The sequence below is a fragment of the Streptomyces plumbidurans genome, from assembly GCF_019857225.1.
Taxonomy (GTDB): domain Bacteria; phylum Actinomycetota; class Actinomycetes; order Streptomycetales; family Streptomycetaceae; genus Streptomyces; species Streptomyces plumbidurans.
Map to the genome: position 1 here is coordinate 282,598 of NZ_JAFJSY010000001.1, position 15,569 is coordinate 298,166.

Below are 15,569 nucleotides of genomic sequence, written 5' to 3' on the forward strand. Positions count from 1 at the left end.
GCTAGGGCCTCCTCATCAGCAGGTCCCGCAGCTCGCGGGCGTGCCGGCGGCTGACCTGGAGCTCCTCGCCGCCGACCAGGACGCTCACCGTGCCCGCGTCCAGGCGCAGTTCGCCGACATGGCGCAGGGCGACGAGGTGGCGGCGGTGGATGCGCACGAAGCCGCGGGAGCTCCAGCGCTCCTCCAGGGTGGACAGGGGGATGCGGACGAGATGACTGCCTCGGTCGGTGTGCAGCCGGGCGTAGTCGCCCTGCGCCTCGACATGGGTGATGGCGTCGACGGCGACGAAGCGGGTCACACCGCCGAGTTCGACGGGGATGTGGTCGGGGTCGGGTTCGTGCACCGGGATGCGGGGGGCGGCGCCGGTGAGTTCGGCGGCCCGGCGCACCGCCTCGGCGAGCCGCTCCTTGCGCACGGGTTTGAGGACGTAGTCGACGGCCTTGAGGTCGAAGGCCTGTACGGCGAAGTCCTCGTGCGCGGTGACGAACACGACCAGCGGCGGCTGGGCGAACCCGGTCAACAGCCGCGCCAGATCAAGCCCGTCGAGGCCCGGCATGTGGATGTCGAGAAAGACGACGTCGATGGCCTCGGGACCGCCCGGCCCCGACTCCAGCGCCCGGTTGATGCGACGCAGCGCCTCGGTCGCGTCACCGGCGCCCTCCACGCTGCCGATGCGGGGGTCGGCGTTCAGCAAGAAGAGCAGTTCCGCCAGCGAGGGGCGTTCGTCGTCGACGGCGAGGGCGCGCAACATGACCCCGGAGTCTAGGTGTTATCAGGACGGCTGGACATGTGCCGGGTATGGACGTTCTCGCTGGATACAGTGCGGGCATGAACAGCAGGCTCGCGCCGTTCGACGAGACCGACCGGAAGATCGTCAACGCGCTGATGGTCAATGCCAGGACCAGCTTCGCCGAGATCGGCGCGGAGGTCGGGCTGTCGTCCACGGCGGTCAAGCGGCGCGTGGACCGGCTGCGCGAGACGGGTGTGATCACCGGGTTCACGGCGACGGTGGAGCCGTCCGCGCTCGGCTGGCGCACGGAGGCGTACGTCGAGGTGTACTGCGAGGGCGCTGCCCCGCCGCGGCGGCTGACGGAGGTGGTGCGCAACCACCCGGAGATCACGGCGGCGATGACCGTGACCGGCGGCGCGGACGCGCTGCTGCATGTGCGGGCGCGGGACGTGGAGCACTTCGAGGAGGTGCTGGAACGCATCCGCACCGAGCCGTTCATCCGCAAGACGATCAGCGTCATGGTGCTGTCGCATCTGCTCCCGGAAAGCCCCGAGGCGGGCGCCACCCAGGCCGCTCCCGAGTAGGCGTCCGAAAAAAAGGGACGAATGCGCAGCAGCGCTGCGCGGAACCGGTCCAAGACGCAGCATTCCTGCGCGGACACGCAATTCTCCTTCCTTGTCGCTCGTTGCGGTCACTTCCTACCTTGGTGTCAACCCGTAGTCGACACTCAGGAAGCGGAGGAACCCCTCTGTGCCCACCTCGCGTGTGCCGCGCCGGCGGCGCTTCCTCGTCTGCGAACCCAGACATTTCGCCGTGCAGTACGCGATCAACCCCTGGATGCGGCTCGACGCCCCGGTCGACGTCGATCTCGCCAGGGAGCAGTGGCAGGCCCTGATCGGCGCCTACCGCACCCACGGCCACACCGTGGACGCCGTGGATCCCGCCCCCGGCCTCCCGGACATGGTCTTCGCCGCGAACTCCGCGGTCGTCGTCGACGGCCGCGTCTTCGGCTCCCTCTTCCACGCGCCCGAACGGCGCCCCGAGTCCACCCACTACGACACCTGGTTCAAGTCGGCCGGCTTCGACGTGCACCGTCCCGAGTCCGTCTGCGAGGGCGAGGGCGACCTCGTCTGGACGGGCCGCTACGTCCTGGCCGGCACCGGATTCCGTACGACCCGTGAGGCGCACCGCGAGGTGCAGGAGTTCTTCGGTCACCCGGTGATCAGCCTGACCCTGGTGGACCCGCGCTTCTACCACCTGGACACGGCGCTGTTCGTGCTGGACGACTCCGCCGACGGCAACAACATCGCGTACTACCCGGAGGCGTTCTCGCCGGGCAGCCGCGAGGTGCTGGCCCGGCTGTATCCGAACGCGGTGCTCGCCACCCTCGACGACGCACTGGCCTTCGGCCTCAACTCCGTCTCCGACGGCCGCAACGTCTTCATCGCGCCCCAGGCGGAGGCGCTCGCCTCCGCCCTCAACGACCGCGGCTACGTCCCCGTGCCCGTCGACCTGTCCGAGTTCCGCAAGGCAGGCGGCGGCATCAAGTGCTGCACTCAGGAGATCCGTTCATGACCGCACCCGTGACCGCCCGTTCGTCCGCCGACCTCATCCGTGCCGAGGAGCCGGTCCTGGCGCACAACTACCACCCGCTGCCCGTGGTGGTGGCCCGCGCGGAGGGCGCCTGGGTCGAGGACGTGGAGGGCCGCCGTTACCTGGACATGCTGGCGGGCTACTCGGCACTGAACTTCGGCCACCGCCACCCGGCGCTGATCGAGGCCGCCCACCGCCAGCTGGACCGGCTCACGCTCACCTCGCGGGCCTTCCACAACGACAAGCTGGCCGAGTTCGCCGAGCGGCTGGCCGCGCTGACCGGCCTGGACATGGTGCTGCCGATGAACACCGGCGCCGAGGCGGTCGAGTCCGGCATCAAGGTGGCCCGCAAGTGGGCCTACGAGGTCAAGGGGGTCCCGGCCGACCGGGCCACCATCGTGGTCGCCGCGGACAACTTCCACGGCCGTACGACGACGATCGTCAGCTTCTCCACGGACGAGACGGCGCGGGCGGGGTTCGGGCCGTTCACGCCGGGCTTCCGGATCGTGCCGTACAACGACCTGGCGGCGCTGGAGGCGGCGGTCGACGAGACCACGGCCGCCGTGCTCATCGAGCCCATCCAGGGCGAGGCGGGTGTCGTCATCCCGGACGACGGCTATCTGACCGGGGTGCGCGAGGTGACCCGCCGCAAGGGCTGTCTGTTCATCGCGGACGAGATCCAGTCCGGGCTCGGCCGCACCGGCCGCACCCTCGCCGTCGAGCACGAGGGCGTCGTCCCGGACATGTTGCTGCTGGGCAAGGCACTGGGCGGCGGCATCGTCCCGGTCTCCGCGGTCGTCGCCCACCGCGACGTACTGGGCGTGCTGCGTCCGGGCGAACACGGCTCCACCTTCGGCGGCAACCCACTGGCCGCCGCGGTCGGCACGGCCGTGGTCGAACTCCTGGAAACGGGCGAGTTCCAGCGCCGCGCGGCCGAACTGGGCGCGACTCTGCGCGACGGCCTGGCGGCCCTGTCCGGCAAGGGCGTGACGACCTTCCGCGCCCGCGGCCTCTGGGCAGGCGTCGACATCGACCCCACCATCGGCACCGGCCGCGAAATCGGCGAACGCCTCCTCCACGAGGGCGTCCTGGTCAAGGACACCCACGGCTCCACCATCCGCCTGGCCCCACCCCTGACGATCACGGCGGAGGAGCTGCGGTCGGCGCTGGAGGCGCTGGGGAAGGTACTGGGGGCGTAACTGGGCGGGGGGGGGCGGCGGTGCCCGTTTCGCCCCGCTCCCCCCGGCGACTGCACGCGGCCGACACCCCAAAGCCCCCCACCCCAAGCCGTCCGCCAAAGGCACCCCCCCGGGGAGCCCCTCCCCCCAATGCACAAAGTGGTGAAGATTGGGGCAAGAGGTGGTAGACCACTCTCAGCGACAGAGAGGTCGGCCGTGGGCACATACGAGGAGCAGGACGTCGCCCGGCGGCGGTTCGACGTGGCGGATGCCGTGCCCTTGTTGCTGGACGCGCAGGGTGCGGTGATCAGCTGGACACGCGATGCCCAGCGCCTGCTGCACTATGCCGCTTCCGAGGTGGTGGGTACGAGGGTGGCCGGGCTGCTGACCGCCGAGGACGCCGCGCGGGTTCCGGAGCTGGCCGAGCGCTGCCGCAGGGACGGCGGCTGGTCGGGGCTGCTGACCGTGCGGCGCAAGGGCGGCGGGCAGGTCAGGGTCATGGCGCGGGTCACTCCGGCCGCGGAGCCGGGCGGCTCCCCCCGCTGGCTGGTGCTGCTCTCCGACATGGCCGATGCGCGGGGCTGGGACATGAGCCGCGAGGTGCTGGAGCAGATGGTCACCGGCTCTCCCGTCGGCATAGCGATCGTGGACACGACCCTGCGCTGCGTGTGGTCGAACACCGCGCTGGAGCAGTTCGGCGGCGGCTCGCCCGCCGAGCGCCTGGGGCGGCGGGTCGGGGAGATCCAGCCCGGCCTGGACCCCGCGGGCATGGAGTCGCAGATGCGGCACGTACTGGAGACCGGGGAGCCGGTGTTCGGATACGAGCAGGTGGGCCATGTGCGCTCGGCGCCGCACCGGGAGACCGCGCACATGCTGTCGTTCACCCGGCTCGAGGACGAGCAGGGCCGTCCGATGGGCGTCTACTACACGGTCGTGGACATCACCGACCGGCACCGCGCGCGGCAGCGCCTCGCCCTGCTGGACCGGGCCGGTGAGCGCATCGGACGTTCCCTCGACATCGTGCAGACCGCGCAGGAACTGGCCGACGTAGCGGTGCCGGACTGCGCCGACTTCGTCTCCGTGGATCTGCTGGAGTCGGTGCTGCACGGCGCGGAACTCGCCTCCGGGCCGCTCAGTTCCAGCGAACTGGTGCCACTGCGCCGGTCCGGGCAGCAGTCGGTGAACCCGGGGGTCCCGGAGGCCGTCGTCCAGGTCGGCGGGGTGGCGCGGTATCTCGCCGGGTCACCGCCGATCCGCTGTCTGACCACGGGCACCTCCTGGCGCGAGGAGCGGCTCGACCCGCTCGCCACGACCTGGGCCACCGACATGACCGACGGCCGGGCGGCGACCTTCCTGGAGCTGGGCCTGCACTCGGTGATGATCGTGCCGATCCGCGCCCGGGGCGTCACGCTGGGCGTCACCACCTTCTTCCGGCGCCGCCGCCAGGAGCCGTTCGACGACGACGATCTGAGCCTGGCCGAGGACCTGGTCTCGCGGGCGGCGGTCTGCGTGGACAACGCCCGCCGCTACACCCGGGAGCGCGATGCCGCGCTGGTGCTGCAGCGCAGCCTGCTGCCCCGTCGGCTGCCCGAGCAGAACGCCGTGGACGTGGCCGCCTGCTACCGGCCGGCCGACGAGCTGACCGGACTCGGCGGCGACTGGTACGACCTCATCCCGCTGTCCGGCGCCCGGGTCGCCCTCGTCGTGGGCGAGGTCCCGGGCCACGGCATCGACGCCGCCGCGGCCATGGGCAGGCTGCGCACCGCCGTACGCACCCTCGCGGCGCTGGATCTGCCGCCGGAGGAGGTGCTCGCGCACCTGGACGACCTGGCGGCGCGGACCAGTCTCGAGGAGGGCGCCGCGGAGGACGACGACGTCCAGGTCTCCGGGTCCGCCTGCGTCTACGTCGTCTACGACCCCGTCGACGGCCAGTGCACGATGGCCGCCGCGGGCCACCCCGCCCCCGCCGTCGTTTTGCCCGACGGCACCGTCAGCTTCGTGGACCTTCCGCAGGGGACACCGCTCGGCACCGGCGGGCCGCCCTTCGAGGCGGTGGAGCTGGCCCTCGCGGAGGGCAGCACCCTCGCGCTGCACACCGACGGGCTGCTGGCCCGCGAGGACCACGACTGGGCCGTGGACGCGGACCGGGAGCGGCTGCGCCGGGCCCTGGAGCTGGTCGAGCCCTCGCTGGACCTGCGCTGCCGTGCCGTGGTGGACGCCCTGGTCCCGGCCCGCCCGCACGACGACGTGGCCCTGCTGATGGCCCGCACCCGGCTCCTCGGCGCGGAGCAGGTCGCGGACTGGGACCTGCCCGCCGATCCGGCCGTGGTCGCCGACGCCCGCAAGGAGGCCGCGCGGCAGCTGGCCGCCTGGGACCTGGACGAACTGGCCTTCACCACCGAGCTCGTGGTCAGCGAGCTGGTCACCAACGCCATCCGGTACGCCTCGGGCCCCATCCGGCTGCGCCTGATCAAGGAGCGGGCGCTGATCTGCGAGGTGTCCGACGGCGGCGCCACCGCGCCTCATCTGCGCCATCCACGCGCCACCGACGAGGGCGGCCGCGGGCTGCTGCTGGTCTCCCAGTTCAGCCGGCGCTGGGGCACCCGCTTCGTACCCGAGGGAAAGGTGATCTGGGCGGAGCAGTCCCTGGAGGAGTCTCCGGCCTGACATCTCGGCCGCGCAGACCTCGCAGACCGTGTGAAAATGACGTGAGACCGGCGGTGAGGCGGTGGCCATGGACGACGAGGCGATCGACTACGCGACGGTGTTCCAGAGCCTGCCCGCCATGGTGGCACTGCTGACCCCCGAGCTGGTCTACGCCGACGCCAACGCCGAGTTCCTGAGGATGTCGGGGCGTACCCGCGAGGAGGTGGTGGGCCGCTATGTCTTCGACGTCTTCCCGGAGAACCCCGACGACTCGGCCCCCTCCGGCATGCGCAATCTCGCGGCCTCGCTGAAGCGGGTCCTGGAGACCGGCGAGCGCGACACCATGGCACTGCAGCGCTACGACGTCGAGGACCCGCGCCGCCCCGGCGAGTGGACCGAGCGCTACTGGAGCCCGGTCAACGCCCCGGTGCGCGGCCCGGACGGCGAGGTGGTGCTGGTGGTGCACCGCGTCGAGGAGGTCACCGAGCTGATCAAGGCCCGGGGCGCCCCGACCGGCAGCCGGGCCCGGGGTCTTGAGGCCGAGCTGTACACCCGCGCCCGCGAGCTGCAGGACCTCAACGAGCGGCTGCGGGAGGCGCATGCGCGCGAGCGCGAGGTGGCCATCGCCCTGCAGGAGGCGATGCTGCCCGCCCGCCGGCAGGTCGGCCACCACGACGCCGCGGTCCGCTACCGCCCGGCCGTCGGCGCGCTGAACGTGTGCGGGGACTGGTACGACGTGGTCGACCTGGTGGGCGGCAACCGCATCGGGGTGGCGGTGGGCGACGTGGTGGGCCACGGGCTGCGGGCCGCCGGGATCATGGGACAGCTGCGCAGCGCCCTGAGCGCGGCCTCCCGCGTCGCGGCGGGCCCGGCCGAGGCGCTGAACGTCCTGGGCCGGTACGCGCATGTGGTCGACGGCGCCGAGTCCGCCACCGCCGTCACGACCTTCATCGACTTCGACGAGCACACCATCACCTACAGCAGCGCGGGCCACCCGCCGCCGGTCCTCGTCCACGCCGACGGCCGTGTCGAGTTCCTCGACCAGGCCACCGACCCGCCGCTGGACGCCCAGTTCGACCCCGTACCGAGACCCCAGGCGAGCATCGGATACGCCGACGGCGCCATCCTCGTCCTCTACACCGACGGCCTGATCGAGCGCCGACGCGAGGACATCGACACCGGCCTGGCCCGGCTCGCCGAATCCCTGCGGCGGCACCGCGGCGAGGACCCCGAGACCCTCGCCGACTCGGTGCTGCTCGAACTGCTGCCCCCGGGTGGCGCCACCGACGACACCGCCCTTGTCATCGTGCAGTTGTGAGCCGGCAGGGGGTGCTCCAGGCGCGCAAGAGCCCGGCGTGCGCCGTGTTCCGGCGGACTGCGCCTGCACTTACACTGGCACCCCCACGACACGTCGGTTGACCTGCTGGAACGAGGCGGCACGGGCGATCCGCCGGAGCGAGGAGCGACCCCTTTGTTCTACTACGTGCTCAAATACGTGTTGTTGGGCCCCCTGCTGAGACTGGTCTTCCGGCCGCGTATCGAGGGCCTGGACAATGTGCCGGCGGAGGGTGCGGCCATCGTCGCCGGCAACCATCTGTCGTTCTCGGACCACTTCCTGATGCCGGCGATCCTCAAGCGCCGCATCACCTTCCTCGCGAAGAAGGAGTACTTCACCGGTCCCGGCATCAAGGGCCGCCTGACCGCGGCCTTCTTCCGCAGCGCCGGGCAGATCCCGGTCGACCGCACCGGCAAGGAGGCGGGCCAGGCGGCGATCCGCGAGGGTCTCGGCGTGCTGCGCAAGGACGAGCTGCTCGGCATCTACCCGGAGGGCACCCGCTCGCACGACGGCCGCCTCTACAAAGGCAAGGTCGGGGTCGCGGTGATGGCGCTCAAGGCCCAGGTCCCGGTGATCCCCTGCGCGATGATCGGCACCTTCGAGGCGCAGCCGCCCGGCAAGGTCATCCCGAACCTCCACCCCGTGGTCATCCGCTTCGGCAAGCCCCTGGACTTCTCCCGCTACGCCGGCATGGAGAACGAGAAGGCGATCCTGCGCGCCATCACCGACGAGATCATGTACGCGATCCTGACGCTGTCGGAGCAGGAGTACGTCGACCAGTACGCGGCGGTCGCGAAGGCCGAGCAGGCCGCGGCGGACGGCGCCGCCGAGAAGGAGCGCCGCTTCCGCCGGATGCCGCTGGGATAGGACCCGTCGACACGAGTGAGGGGCGGCCCGGAATGCTCCGGGCCGCCCCTCACCGTCGTACGGCCGCCTGTTACGGCTTGGGCGTGGCGTGCGGGGTGCAGGTCACGTCCTTGGCGTCCAACTTGCCGTTCAGCAGGTAGGCGTCCACCTTCTGGTTGATGCACGGGTTGACCAGACCGGTCACACCGTGCGAGCCCGCGTCCTTCTCGGTGATCAGGCGGGAGCCCTTGAAGCGGTGGTGCAGTTCGACGGCGCCGTCGTACGGAGTGGCGGCGTCACGCGTGGACTGCACGATCAGGACCTGCGGCAGGCCCTTGCCCGTCCTGACGTTCACCGGGTTCTGCTGCTTCACCGGCCAGGTGGCGCACGGCAGGTTCAGCCAGGCGTTGGCCCAGGTCATGAACGGGTAGTCCTTGTTGAGCTCGGTGTTGTCGCGGTCCCACTTGTGCCAGCTGGTGGGCCACTTGGCGTCCGTGCACTCGACGGCCGTGTAGACGGCGTTGCCGTTCTCCGCGGAGATGTTGCCCGCGGTGTCCGACAGGTCGGGGGCGGCGGCGTCGACCAGCGCCTGGGTGTCGCCGGCGACGTACTTGCTGAAGACCGTCGCGACCGGCACCCACGAGGAGTCGTAGTACGGGGCGTTCTGGAAGAAGCCGATCAGCTCGGCCGGGCCGACGACCCCGCCGATGGGGTTCTTCTTGGCGGTGGCGCGCAGTGCGAGCCACTTGGCCTGCACGGCGGCGCGCGTGGTGCCGAGGTGGAAGGCGGCGTCGTTGGCGGCGACCCAGTCCTCCCAGTCCTTCCAGCGGCCCTCGAAGGCGACGTCCTGGTCCAGGTTGGCCTGGTACCAGATCTTCTCCCGCGAGGGGTTGACCACGCTGTCCACGATCATCCGGCGCAGATGGCCGGGGAACATGGTGCCGTAGACGGCGCCGATGTAGGTGCCGTAGGAGACGCCCAGGTAGTTGAGCTTCTTCTCGCCGAGCGCGGCACGGATCACGTCCAGGTCGCGCACGGTGTTGGGCGTGGTCATCTGCTGCAGCATGGCCTTGCCGGTGCGGTCGGCACAGCCGTCCGCGTACTCGCGGGCCAGCTTGCGCTGGGCCTGCTTGTCGGCCTCGCTGTCCGGCACCGGGTCCATCTTCGGCGCCTTCACGTACTCCTGCGGATCGATGCAGGAGATGGGCGCGGAGTGGCCGACGCCGCGCGGGTCGAAGCCCACGAAGTCGTACGCCTTGGCCACGTTCGCCCAGACCGGGTTCTTGGTGGTGACCCGGGTCGGGAAGCGCAGTCCGGAACCGCCTGGTCCGCCCGGGTTGTAGACCAGCGAGCCCTGCCGGTCGGACTTCGTGCCGGTGTTGCCGATGCGGTCGACGGCGAGCTTGATCTGCTTGCCGTACGGCTTGGCGTAGTCGACCGGCACGCTGACCCAGCCGCACTGGATGGGCTTGGCCAGAGCCCAGTCGGCCGGGCAGTCCGCCCAGTCGATGCCGGTCCTGGCGGCCCGCTGGGCCGCGACGGCGACGCCGCGGGCCTCGCGGTCCTGCCCGTGGCGCGAGTCCGCGTTCGCGCTGGCGGTCGGCGCCGTGACGGCGCCGGCTATGAGTGTGGCGGTCACGAGCGCACCGGCCGAGCCGAGCGCGGTGATCCGCCTGTTCGGTCGCATTCCCCTCAAGTGGGACCCTCCCCCTGCGTCATGTGATGGGTAGGGGGATCCTTTCGGCTGTGAACTGCCTGAGAACAGGGGTCGTTGACCTTCTTTACCAATCCGATAAACGGAGAAGGGCATCCCGCTCAGCGGAGATCACCCGAGGTCGGCCAGCGCCTCGTCCAGCACCCGCCGCAGCCGCAGGGCGTCGGCCGCCACCGCACTCACCAGCACGGCGGGCCCCGCGAGCGGCATGATCGCGGCCCCCTCACCCACTACCCGCGCCGCGACCGGTTCCCACGCGAACTCCGGCCGTACGACGACAAGTTGGCCCACCGCCCGGTGCCCGCCCAGCACGGCGGGACCGTCCCAGCCGCCCGGCGCGCCGGGCCCGCAGGCCAGCTCCTGGTCGAGCAAAGTCCGCCCCTCGACGCACACCGTAAGACGGCTGCTCAGCCGGCCGGGTTGCTCGCCTGCCCGGCCCAGTACCTGTTCCTCCCGCAGTACGAGCCGGGCGCCCGCACCCAGTCCGACCCTGGTCGTGACGTACAGATCACTGCCCTGCGCCGAGATCAACTGCTCGGGCAGCCAGTGCAGTTCGGCCCCGTCGGCGACGTCGAGGCGTACGTCGTAGCGGGCGGCGCCCTTCGACTGACCGGGTAGCGCGATGGTGGCGGCGGCCGAGCCGACGCGCAGCCGCGCCCCGCTCTCCACCGCCGCCCGCACCGCGAACACGTCCCCGCCGAGCGGCCCGCCCATCGCCCCGACGAGCATCACCCGGGCCTCGCCACCGCTCCCCCGCGTCCGCCGCGGCGCGAGCGGCCCCTCACCCTCCAGGATCGGCAGCGCCGTTCCGCCCCTGCCGTCGGCCCGGGCGACCATCCTGGCGAAGGCCCGCACCCCGCTCGTCGTCATGCCGTCACGCCGTCCACACGGCGAGCTGCGCCCGCACCCACGCGGCGACGTCCTTCACACCGTCCCCGGTGCGCAACGACTGGAACACGACCGGCAGTTCGGCCCGCTGCGCCTTGGCGTCGGCGGCCATCCGGCCGAGGTCCGACCCGACGTAGGGCGCGAGGTCGGTCTTGTTGACGACCAGCAGATCGGCCGTCGTCACCCCGGGCCCGCCCTTGCGCGGAATGTCGTCACCGCCCGCCACGTCGATCACAAAGATCTGGGCGTCGACGAGCCCCTTGGAGAAGGTCGCCGTCAGATTGTCCCCACCGGACTCCACCAGGATCAGATCCAGCGGCCCGACCTCGTCCTCCAGGTCCTCCACGGCCTCCAGATTGGCGGAGATGTCGTCCCGGATCGCCGTGTGCGGACACGCCCCCGTCTCCACGGCGGTGATCCTCTCGGGCGGCAACACCGCTTCCCTCAGCAGGAATTCGGCGTCCTCACGGGTGTAGATGTCGTTGGTGACAACAGCGAGCGACAACTCCTGCCGCAACGCCCGGCACAGCGCGGCGACGGTCGCGGTCTTCCCGGACCCGACGGGCCCACCGAGCCCGATCCGCAGCGCCCGACGCGACCCGTCGGGACGCCGGGCATCGGCGCCGAGGGCGGAGGGGGTGTCGTGAGAGTGGTCGAGATGCATGGCAGCGGCTCCAAGGTCTTGCTACGGCTATGTCTTGCCACGGCGCGTCTTCAGCCGGGTCCAGGCCTCTCAGCCCGTCCGGCGTTTGAGGACGAGGCCGTTCAGGCCGACGGGGGTCCAGGGGGCGGAGCCCCCTGGCGGGGCCGAACTCCCCTCAGGAGGCGAACAACCGCACCCCCCACCCGGCATGCCCCTCCGCCCCGATCTCCAGCAACGGAGCCGACGCCGCAGGCAAAACCCCCACCCCCTCGGCAACAACACCCCGCGCAGCCTCCACCGCCCGATCCGCGACGCGATCCACCTCGGGTGCCAGCCGAGCCAGCACCCCCGTCGCCTCGAACGGATCCAGACTCAGCAGCCGCACCACCGCACTGGCCGGACCACTCACGCTCTCGTACGCCGCACAGTGCGCCGCGTCCAACGCCCCCAGCCCCGCGGCCCGCGCCGCCAGCCCCAACACCAACGGCTGATGCGCCCCCTTGGGGAACTCCCGTGCCACGGCGTCGAGTTCATCCGACGGCCAGGTGGCCCGCGCGGCCCGCATCAGCTGCCGCCCCAGCTTGCGCGCGACAGCCCGCAGCGCGGGCGAGGGCGTCCGGGCATCCGCGGCCGCGTCCAACTCCCCGACCCGCACGCCGAGTACGGCGGCGGCAGCGAGCGACGCGGCGACCAGTCCGGCCGTGTGCAGCCGCCCCCGGCAGAACTCCTCCAGGCTCGCGCCCCCGGTGATCCGCCCGGCCCTCACCGCCGCCTCCGCCCCACCGGAGTGCGCATGCCCCCCGGCGGGAAACCGCCCGTCGGCGAGCACCAGAAGCGCGGCCCTGGACATCGCATCACCTCGCCCTCGATCGGCGTCAGATTCAGAACAAGAAGTACCGCTGAGCCATGGGCAGTTCGGCAGCAGGCGTCGCCTCCACCAGCTCCCCGTCGATGTGCACGGCGAAGCTGTCGGGGTCGACCCGCACCTGCGGCCGCGCGTCGTTCTCCCTCATGTCCGCCTTGGTCACCCCGCGCGTCGACTCGATCGCGGTGAACCGCTTGCCGAGCGAGAGCCGCTCCGGCAGCCCGTCCTCGATCGCGAGCGGCGCCACGAAGTTGACGGAGTTCGTGGCGGGCGCCCGCCCGATCGCCCCGTACATCGGCCGGGGCAGCACGGGCTGCGGGGTCGGGATCGAGGCGTTGGCGTCGCCCATCTGCGCGTAGGCGATCTGCCCGCCCTTGATGACGAGTTGCGGCTTGACGCCGAAGAACGCCGGTTCCCACAGCACGAGGTCGGCGAGCTTGCCGGTCTCCACCGATCCGATCTCACGGGCGAGTCCCTGCGCGAGCGCGGGGTTGATCGTGTACTTGGCGACGTAGCGCCGCACCCGCCGGTTGTCCGCCCGTCCGTCCCCCGGCAGTGCGCCTCGTCGCCGCTTCATCACATGCGCCGTCTGCCAGGTGCGCAGCACGACCTCGCCGACCCGGCCCATGGCCTGCGAGTCGGAGGAGATGATCGAGATGGCGCCCAGGTCGTGCAGGATGTCCTCGGCGCCGATGGTGGACGGCCGGATCCGCGACTCGGCGAAGGCCAGGTCCTCCGGCACGGCGGGGTTGAGGTGGTGGCACACCATCAGCATGTCGAGGTGTTCCTCGGCGGTGTTGACGGTGAACGGCCGTGTCGGGTTGGTCGAGCTGGGCAGCACGTGCGGCTCGCTGACGACGGTCATGATGTCCGGCGCGTGCCCGCCGCCGGCGCCCTCGGTGTGGTACGCGTGGATGCCGCGCCCGGCGATGGCGGCGAGCGTGTCGCCCACGAAACCGGCCTCGTTGAGGGTGTCGGTGTGGATGGCGACCTGGATGCCGGTCTGTTCGGCGACGGTCAGCGAGGCGTCGATGACGGCCGGGGTGGAGCCCCAGTCCTCGTGCAGTTTCAGGCCCAGGGCGCCGCCGCGGATCTGGGAGAGCATCGCCTCGTGCGAGACGGTGTTGCCCTTGCCGAGGAGGCCGATGTTGAGCGGGTACTGCTCCATCGCCTCCAGCATCCGAGCGAGGTGCCACGGGCCGGGCGTGACCGTGGTCGCCTTCGAGCCCTCGGCCGGTCCCGTGCCGCCGCCCACCAGCGTGGTGACGCCCGCGGACAGGGCCTCGTCGGCGATCTGCGGGCAGATGAAGTGGACGTGCGCGTCGATGGCCCCGGCGGTCAGGATCCGCCCGTTGCCCGCGATGACCTCGGTCTCGGGGCCGATCACCAGGTCGGGGTGCACGCCGTCCATGGTGTCGGGGTTGCCCGCCTTGCCGATGCCGGTGATCCGGCCGTCGCGCAGCCCCACGTCGGCCTTGACGATCCCCCAGTGGTCGATGATCACCGCGCCGGTGATGACGGTGTCCGGGGTGCCGTCCGCGCGCGTGGCACGCGACTGGCCCATGGATTCGCGGATCACCTTGCCGCCGCCGAACACCGCCTCGTCTCCGGCCAGTTGGGGTCCGCCGCAGCGGTCCTCCTCGATCTCGACGAGCAGGTCGGTGTCGGCGAGGCGGATGCGGTCGCCGGTGGTGGGGCCGTACAGGTCGGCGTACGCGGCACGTGAGATCTCAGGCATCGAGGGCACCTCCGGTCTCCCCGCGCAGCCCGTGCACCACGCGTGCGCCGGCGATCGGGACGAGCGACACCTCTACGGGGATGCCGGGCTCGAAGCGCACGGACGTACCGGCGGGGATGTCGAGGCGCTTGCCGCGCGCGGCGGCGCGGTCGAAGTCCAGACCGGGGTTGGCCTCGGCGAAGTGGTAGTGGGAGCCGACCTGGACGGGCCGGTCGGCGGCGTTGAGGACGGTCAGCCGGGTGACCTCGCGGCCCTCGTTGTATGCGACGGGCTCGTCCGCGAACAGGATCTCGCCGGGGATCATCACGGCACCTCAGACGATCGGGTCGTGGACGGTGACGAGCTTGGTGCCGTCCGGGAAGGTCGCCTCCACCTGCACGTCGTGGATCATCTCGGGGATGCCCTCCATGACGTCGTCGCGGGTGAGCAACTTCCGCCCGGACGCCATGAGTTCGGCGACGGTGCGGCCGTCACGGGCGCCTTCGAGGATGTGCGAGGTGATGAGCGCGACCGCTTCGGGGTGGTTGAGCCTCAGCCCGCGGGCGCGGCGCTTCTCGGCGACGTCGGCCGCGACATGGATCAGCAGCCTCTCCTGTTCGTGCGGGGTCAGTTGCACGTCCACCTCACCGTCCTCACCCGGACCGTGCGGGGTCCGGTCGCCTCGGCCACGGGGCAAAATCCCTGATGGCGTGGATCGGAGGCTAGTTGGACCGGGTTTCGGCCACGTTAACCGAGCTGTGATCCCGCGTGCTCACTCCGGGCGCTCATCAGCCCCCGCAGACCGTCCTGAAGCACGTCGACGGGTGCGGGGCCGAACAGGGCCTGCTGCGCGAGGAAGCCCATCGCGGCGGCCATCATCGTGCGCGCCACATGGTCCGGGGTCACGTCGGGCCGCATCATCCCGGCGTCCTGATACGCCTCCGCGATCCGCGTCCAGGTCTCCTGCACGGCGGCGTAGCCCTTCTTCAGGATGACCGCGAGGTCCTCGTTGCGCAGAGTCTCCGTCCACACCTGGACGATCAGCCGCGGGAACGCGGGCCGCCCGTCCACGGTCACGGACGCCTTGGTGGCGAGGACGCGGCTGAGGACCGATGTCACCAGGGCGTCGGGCGGCGGGGGCGGGGTGCTGCGCGCGCCCTCCTCGAAGCCCTCGTGAACCTGGTCGAGCACCTCGGCGACGATCGCCGCGATGAGCGCCTCCTTGCCGCTGAAGTAGCGGTACACGGCCCCGGCCGACAGGTCGACCTCCTTCAGCACATCCTGCATGGACGTGGCGTGGAAGCCGTTGCGTGCAAAGCACACGGCGGCGCCGTCGAGGATCTGCCGGCGACGGGCGTCGAGGTGTTCCTGGGATACGCGGGCCATGGTTCCCAACTTAAAACGAACATTCCT

At 71.4% G+C, this 15,569-nt stretch carries 15 protein-coding genes; 6 read left to right on the plus strand and 9 right to left on the minus strand.

Annotation, left to right across the window (positions count from 1 at the left end):
* Nucleotide 1: 1 nt before the first annotated feature.
* Nucleotides 2-751 carry a LytR/AlgR family response regulator transcription factor gene (locus JYK17_RS01225; protein ID WP_108009839.1) on the minus strand — a complete coding sequence of 250 codons (750 nt, stop codon included), beginning with the start codon at nt 749-751 and terminating at the stop codon, nt 2-4.
* Between the two features lie 77 nt (nt 752-828).
* On the opposite strand from JYK17_RS01225, the gene JYK17_RS01230 reads away from it, so the two are divergent.
* From JYK17_RS01230 to JYK17_RS01255, 6 genes are all read left to right on the plus strand, one after another.
* Nucleotides 829-1,314: an Lrp/AsnC family transcriptional regulator gene (locus JYK17_RS01230; RefSeq protein ID WP_108009841.1), complete on the plus strand. Its 486-nt coding sequence runs from the start codon at nt 829-831 to the stop codon at nt 1,312-1,314.
* Between the two features lie 166 nt (nt 1,315-1,480).
* The gene (gene ddaH, locus JYK17_RS01235; protein WP_108009843.1) at nt 1,481-2,305 is read left to right on the plus strand and encodes a dimethylargininase; all 825 of its coding nucleotides are present in this window, start codon (nt 1,481-1,483) and stop codon (nt 2,303-2,305) included.
* On the plus strand, nt 2,302-3,522 hold the full coding sequence (gene rocD, locus JYK17_RS01240; RefSeq protein ID WP_222809572.1) for an ornithine--oxo-acid transaminase: 1,221 nt from the start codon (nt 2,302-2,304) through the stop codon (nt 3,520-3,522). The genes ddaH and rocD overlap by 4 nt, the downstream gene beginning before the upstream one ends.
* Nucleotides 3,523-3,717: 195 nt before the next feature.
* A complete protein-coding gene (locus JYK17_RS01245; protein WP_108009847.1) occupies nt 3,718-6,168 on the plus strand; it encodes a SpoIIE family protein phosphatase in 2,451 nt (816 codons plus the stop codon).
* Between the two features lie 67 nt (nt 6,169-6,235).
* Nucleotides 6,236-7,465: a PP2C family protein-serine/threonine phosphatase gene (locus tag JYK17_RS01250; RefSeq protein ID WP_108009849.1), complete on the plus strand. Its 1,230-nt coding sequence runs from the start codon at nt 6,236-6,238 to the stop codon at nt 7,463-7,465.
* Nucleotides 7,466-7,618: 153 nt separating this feature from the next.
* Entirely contained in the window at nt 7,619-8,350 is a 732-nt protein-coding gene (locus JYK17_RS01255) for a lysophospholipid acyltransferase family protein (protein WP_108009851.1), read from the plus strand.
* 70 nt (nt 8,351-8,420) lie between these two features.
* Here JYK17_RS01255 and JYK17_RS01260 read toward each other — a convergent pair whose 3' ends face one another.
* From JYK17_RS01260 to JYK17_RS01295, 8 genes are all read right to left on the minus strand, one after another.
* Nucleotides 8,421-10,025 (minus strand): alpha/beta hydrolase, encoded by a 1,605-nt coding sequence (locus tag JYK17_RS01260; RefSeq protein WP_222809573.1) that lies wholly within the window; start codon nt 10,023-10,025, stop codon nt 8,421-8,423.
* A 129-nt stretch (nt 10,026-10,154) separates the two neighbouring features.
* Nucleotides 10,155-10,913, minus strand: coding sequence for an urease accessory protein UreD (locus JYK17_RS01265; protein WP_222809574.1), 759 nt, complete (start codon nt 10,911-10,913; stop codon nt 10,155-10,157).
* A gap of 4 nt (nt 10,914-10,917) precedes the next feature.
* Nucleotides 10,918-11,595, minus strand: coding sequence for an urease accessory protein UreG (gene ureG / locus JYK17_RS01270; protein ID WP_108009857.1), 678 nt, complete (start codon nt 11,593-11,595; stop codon nt 10,918-10,920).
* Nucleotides 11,596-11,749: 154 nt separating this feature from the next.
* Complete coding sequence (locus tag JYK17_RS01275; protein WP_222809575.1) at nt 11,750-12,424, minus strand: urease accessory protein UreF; 675 nt, start codon at nt 12,422-12,424, stop codon at nt 11,750-11,752.
* Nucleotides 12,425-12,455: 31 nt separating this feature from the next.
* Nucleotides 12,456-14,177, minus strand: coding sequence for an urease subunit alpha (locus JYK17_RS01280; RefSeq protein ID WP_108009861.1), 1,722 nt, complete (start codon nt 14,175-14,177; stop codon nt 12,456-12,458).
* The gene (locus JYK17_RS01285; RefSeq protein WP_108009863.1) at nt 14,170-14,481 is read right to left on the minus strand and encodes an urease subunit beta; all 312 of its coding nucleotides are present in this window, start codon (nt 14,479-14,481) and stop codon (nt 14,170-14,172) included. Before JYK17_RS01285 ends, JYK17_RS01280 begins: the two co-directional genes overlap by 8 nt.
* Nucleotides 14,482-14,490: 9 nt before the next feature.
* Nucleotides 14,491-14,793, minus strand: coding sequence for an urease subunit gamma (locus JYK17_RS01290; protein ID WP_037782101.1), 303 nt, complete (start codon nt 14,791-14,793; stop codon nt 14,491-14,493).
* A gap of 110 nt (nt 14,794-14,903) precedes the next feature.
* The gene (locus tag JYK17_RS01295) at nt 14,904-15,542 is read right to left on the minus strand and encodes a TetR/AcrR family transcriptional regulator (RefSeq protein WP_222809576.1); all 639 of its coding nucleotides are present in this window, start codon (nt 15,540-15,542) and stop codon (nt 14,904-14,906) included.
* Nucleotides 15,543-15,569 lie beyond the last annotated feature (27 nt).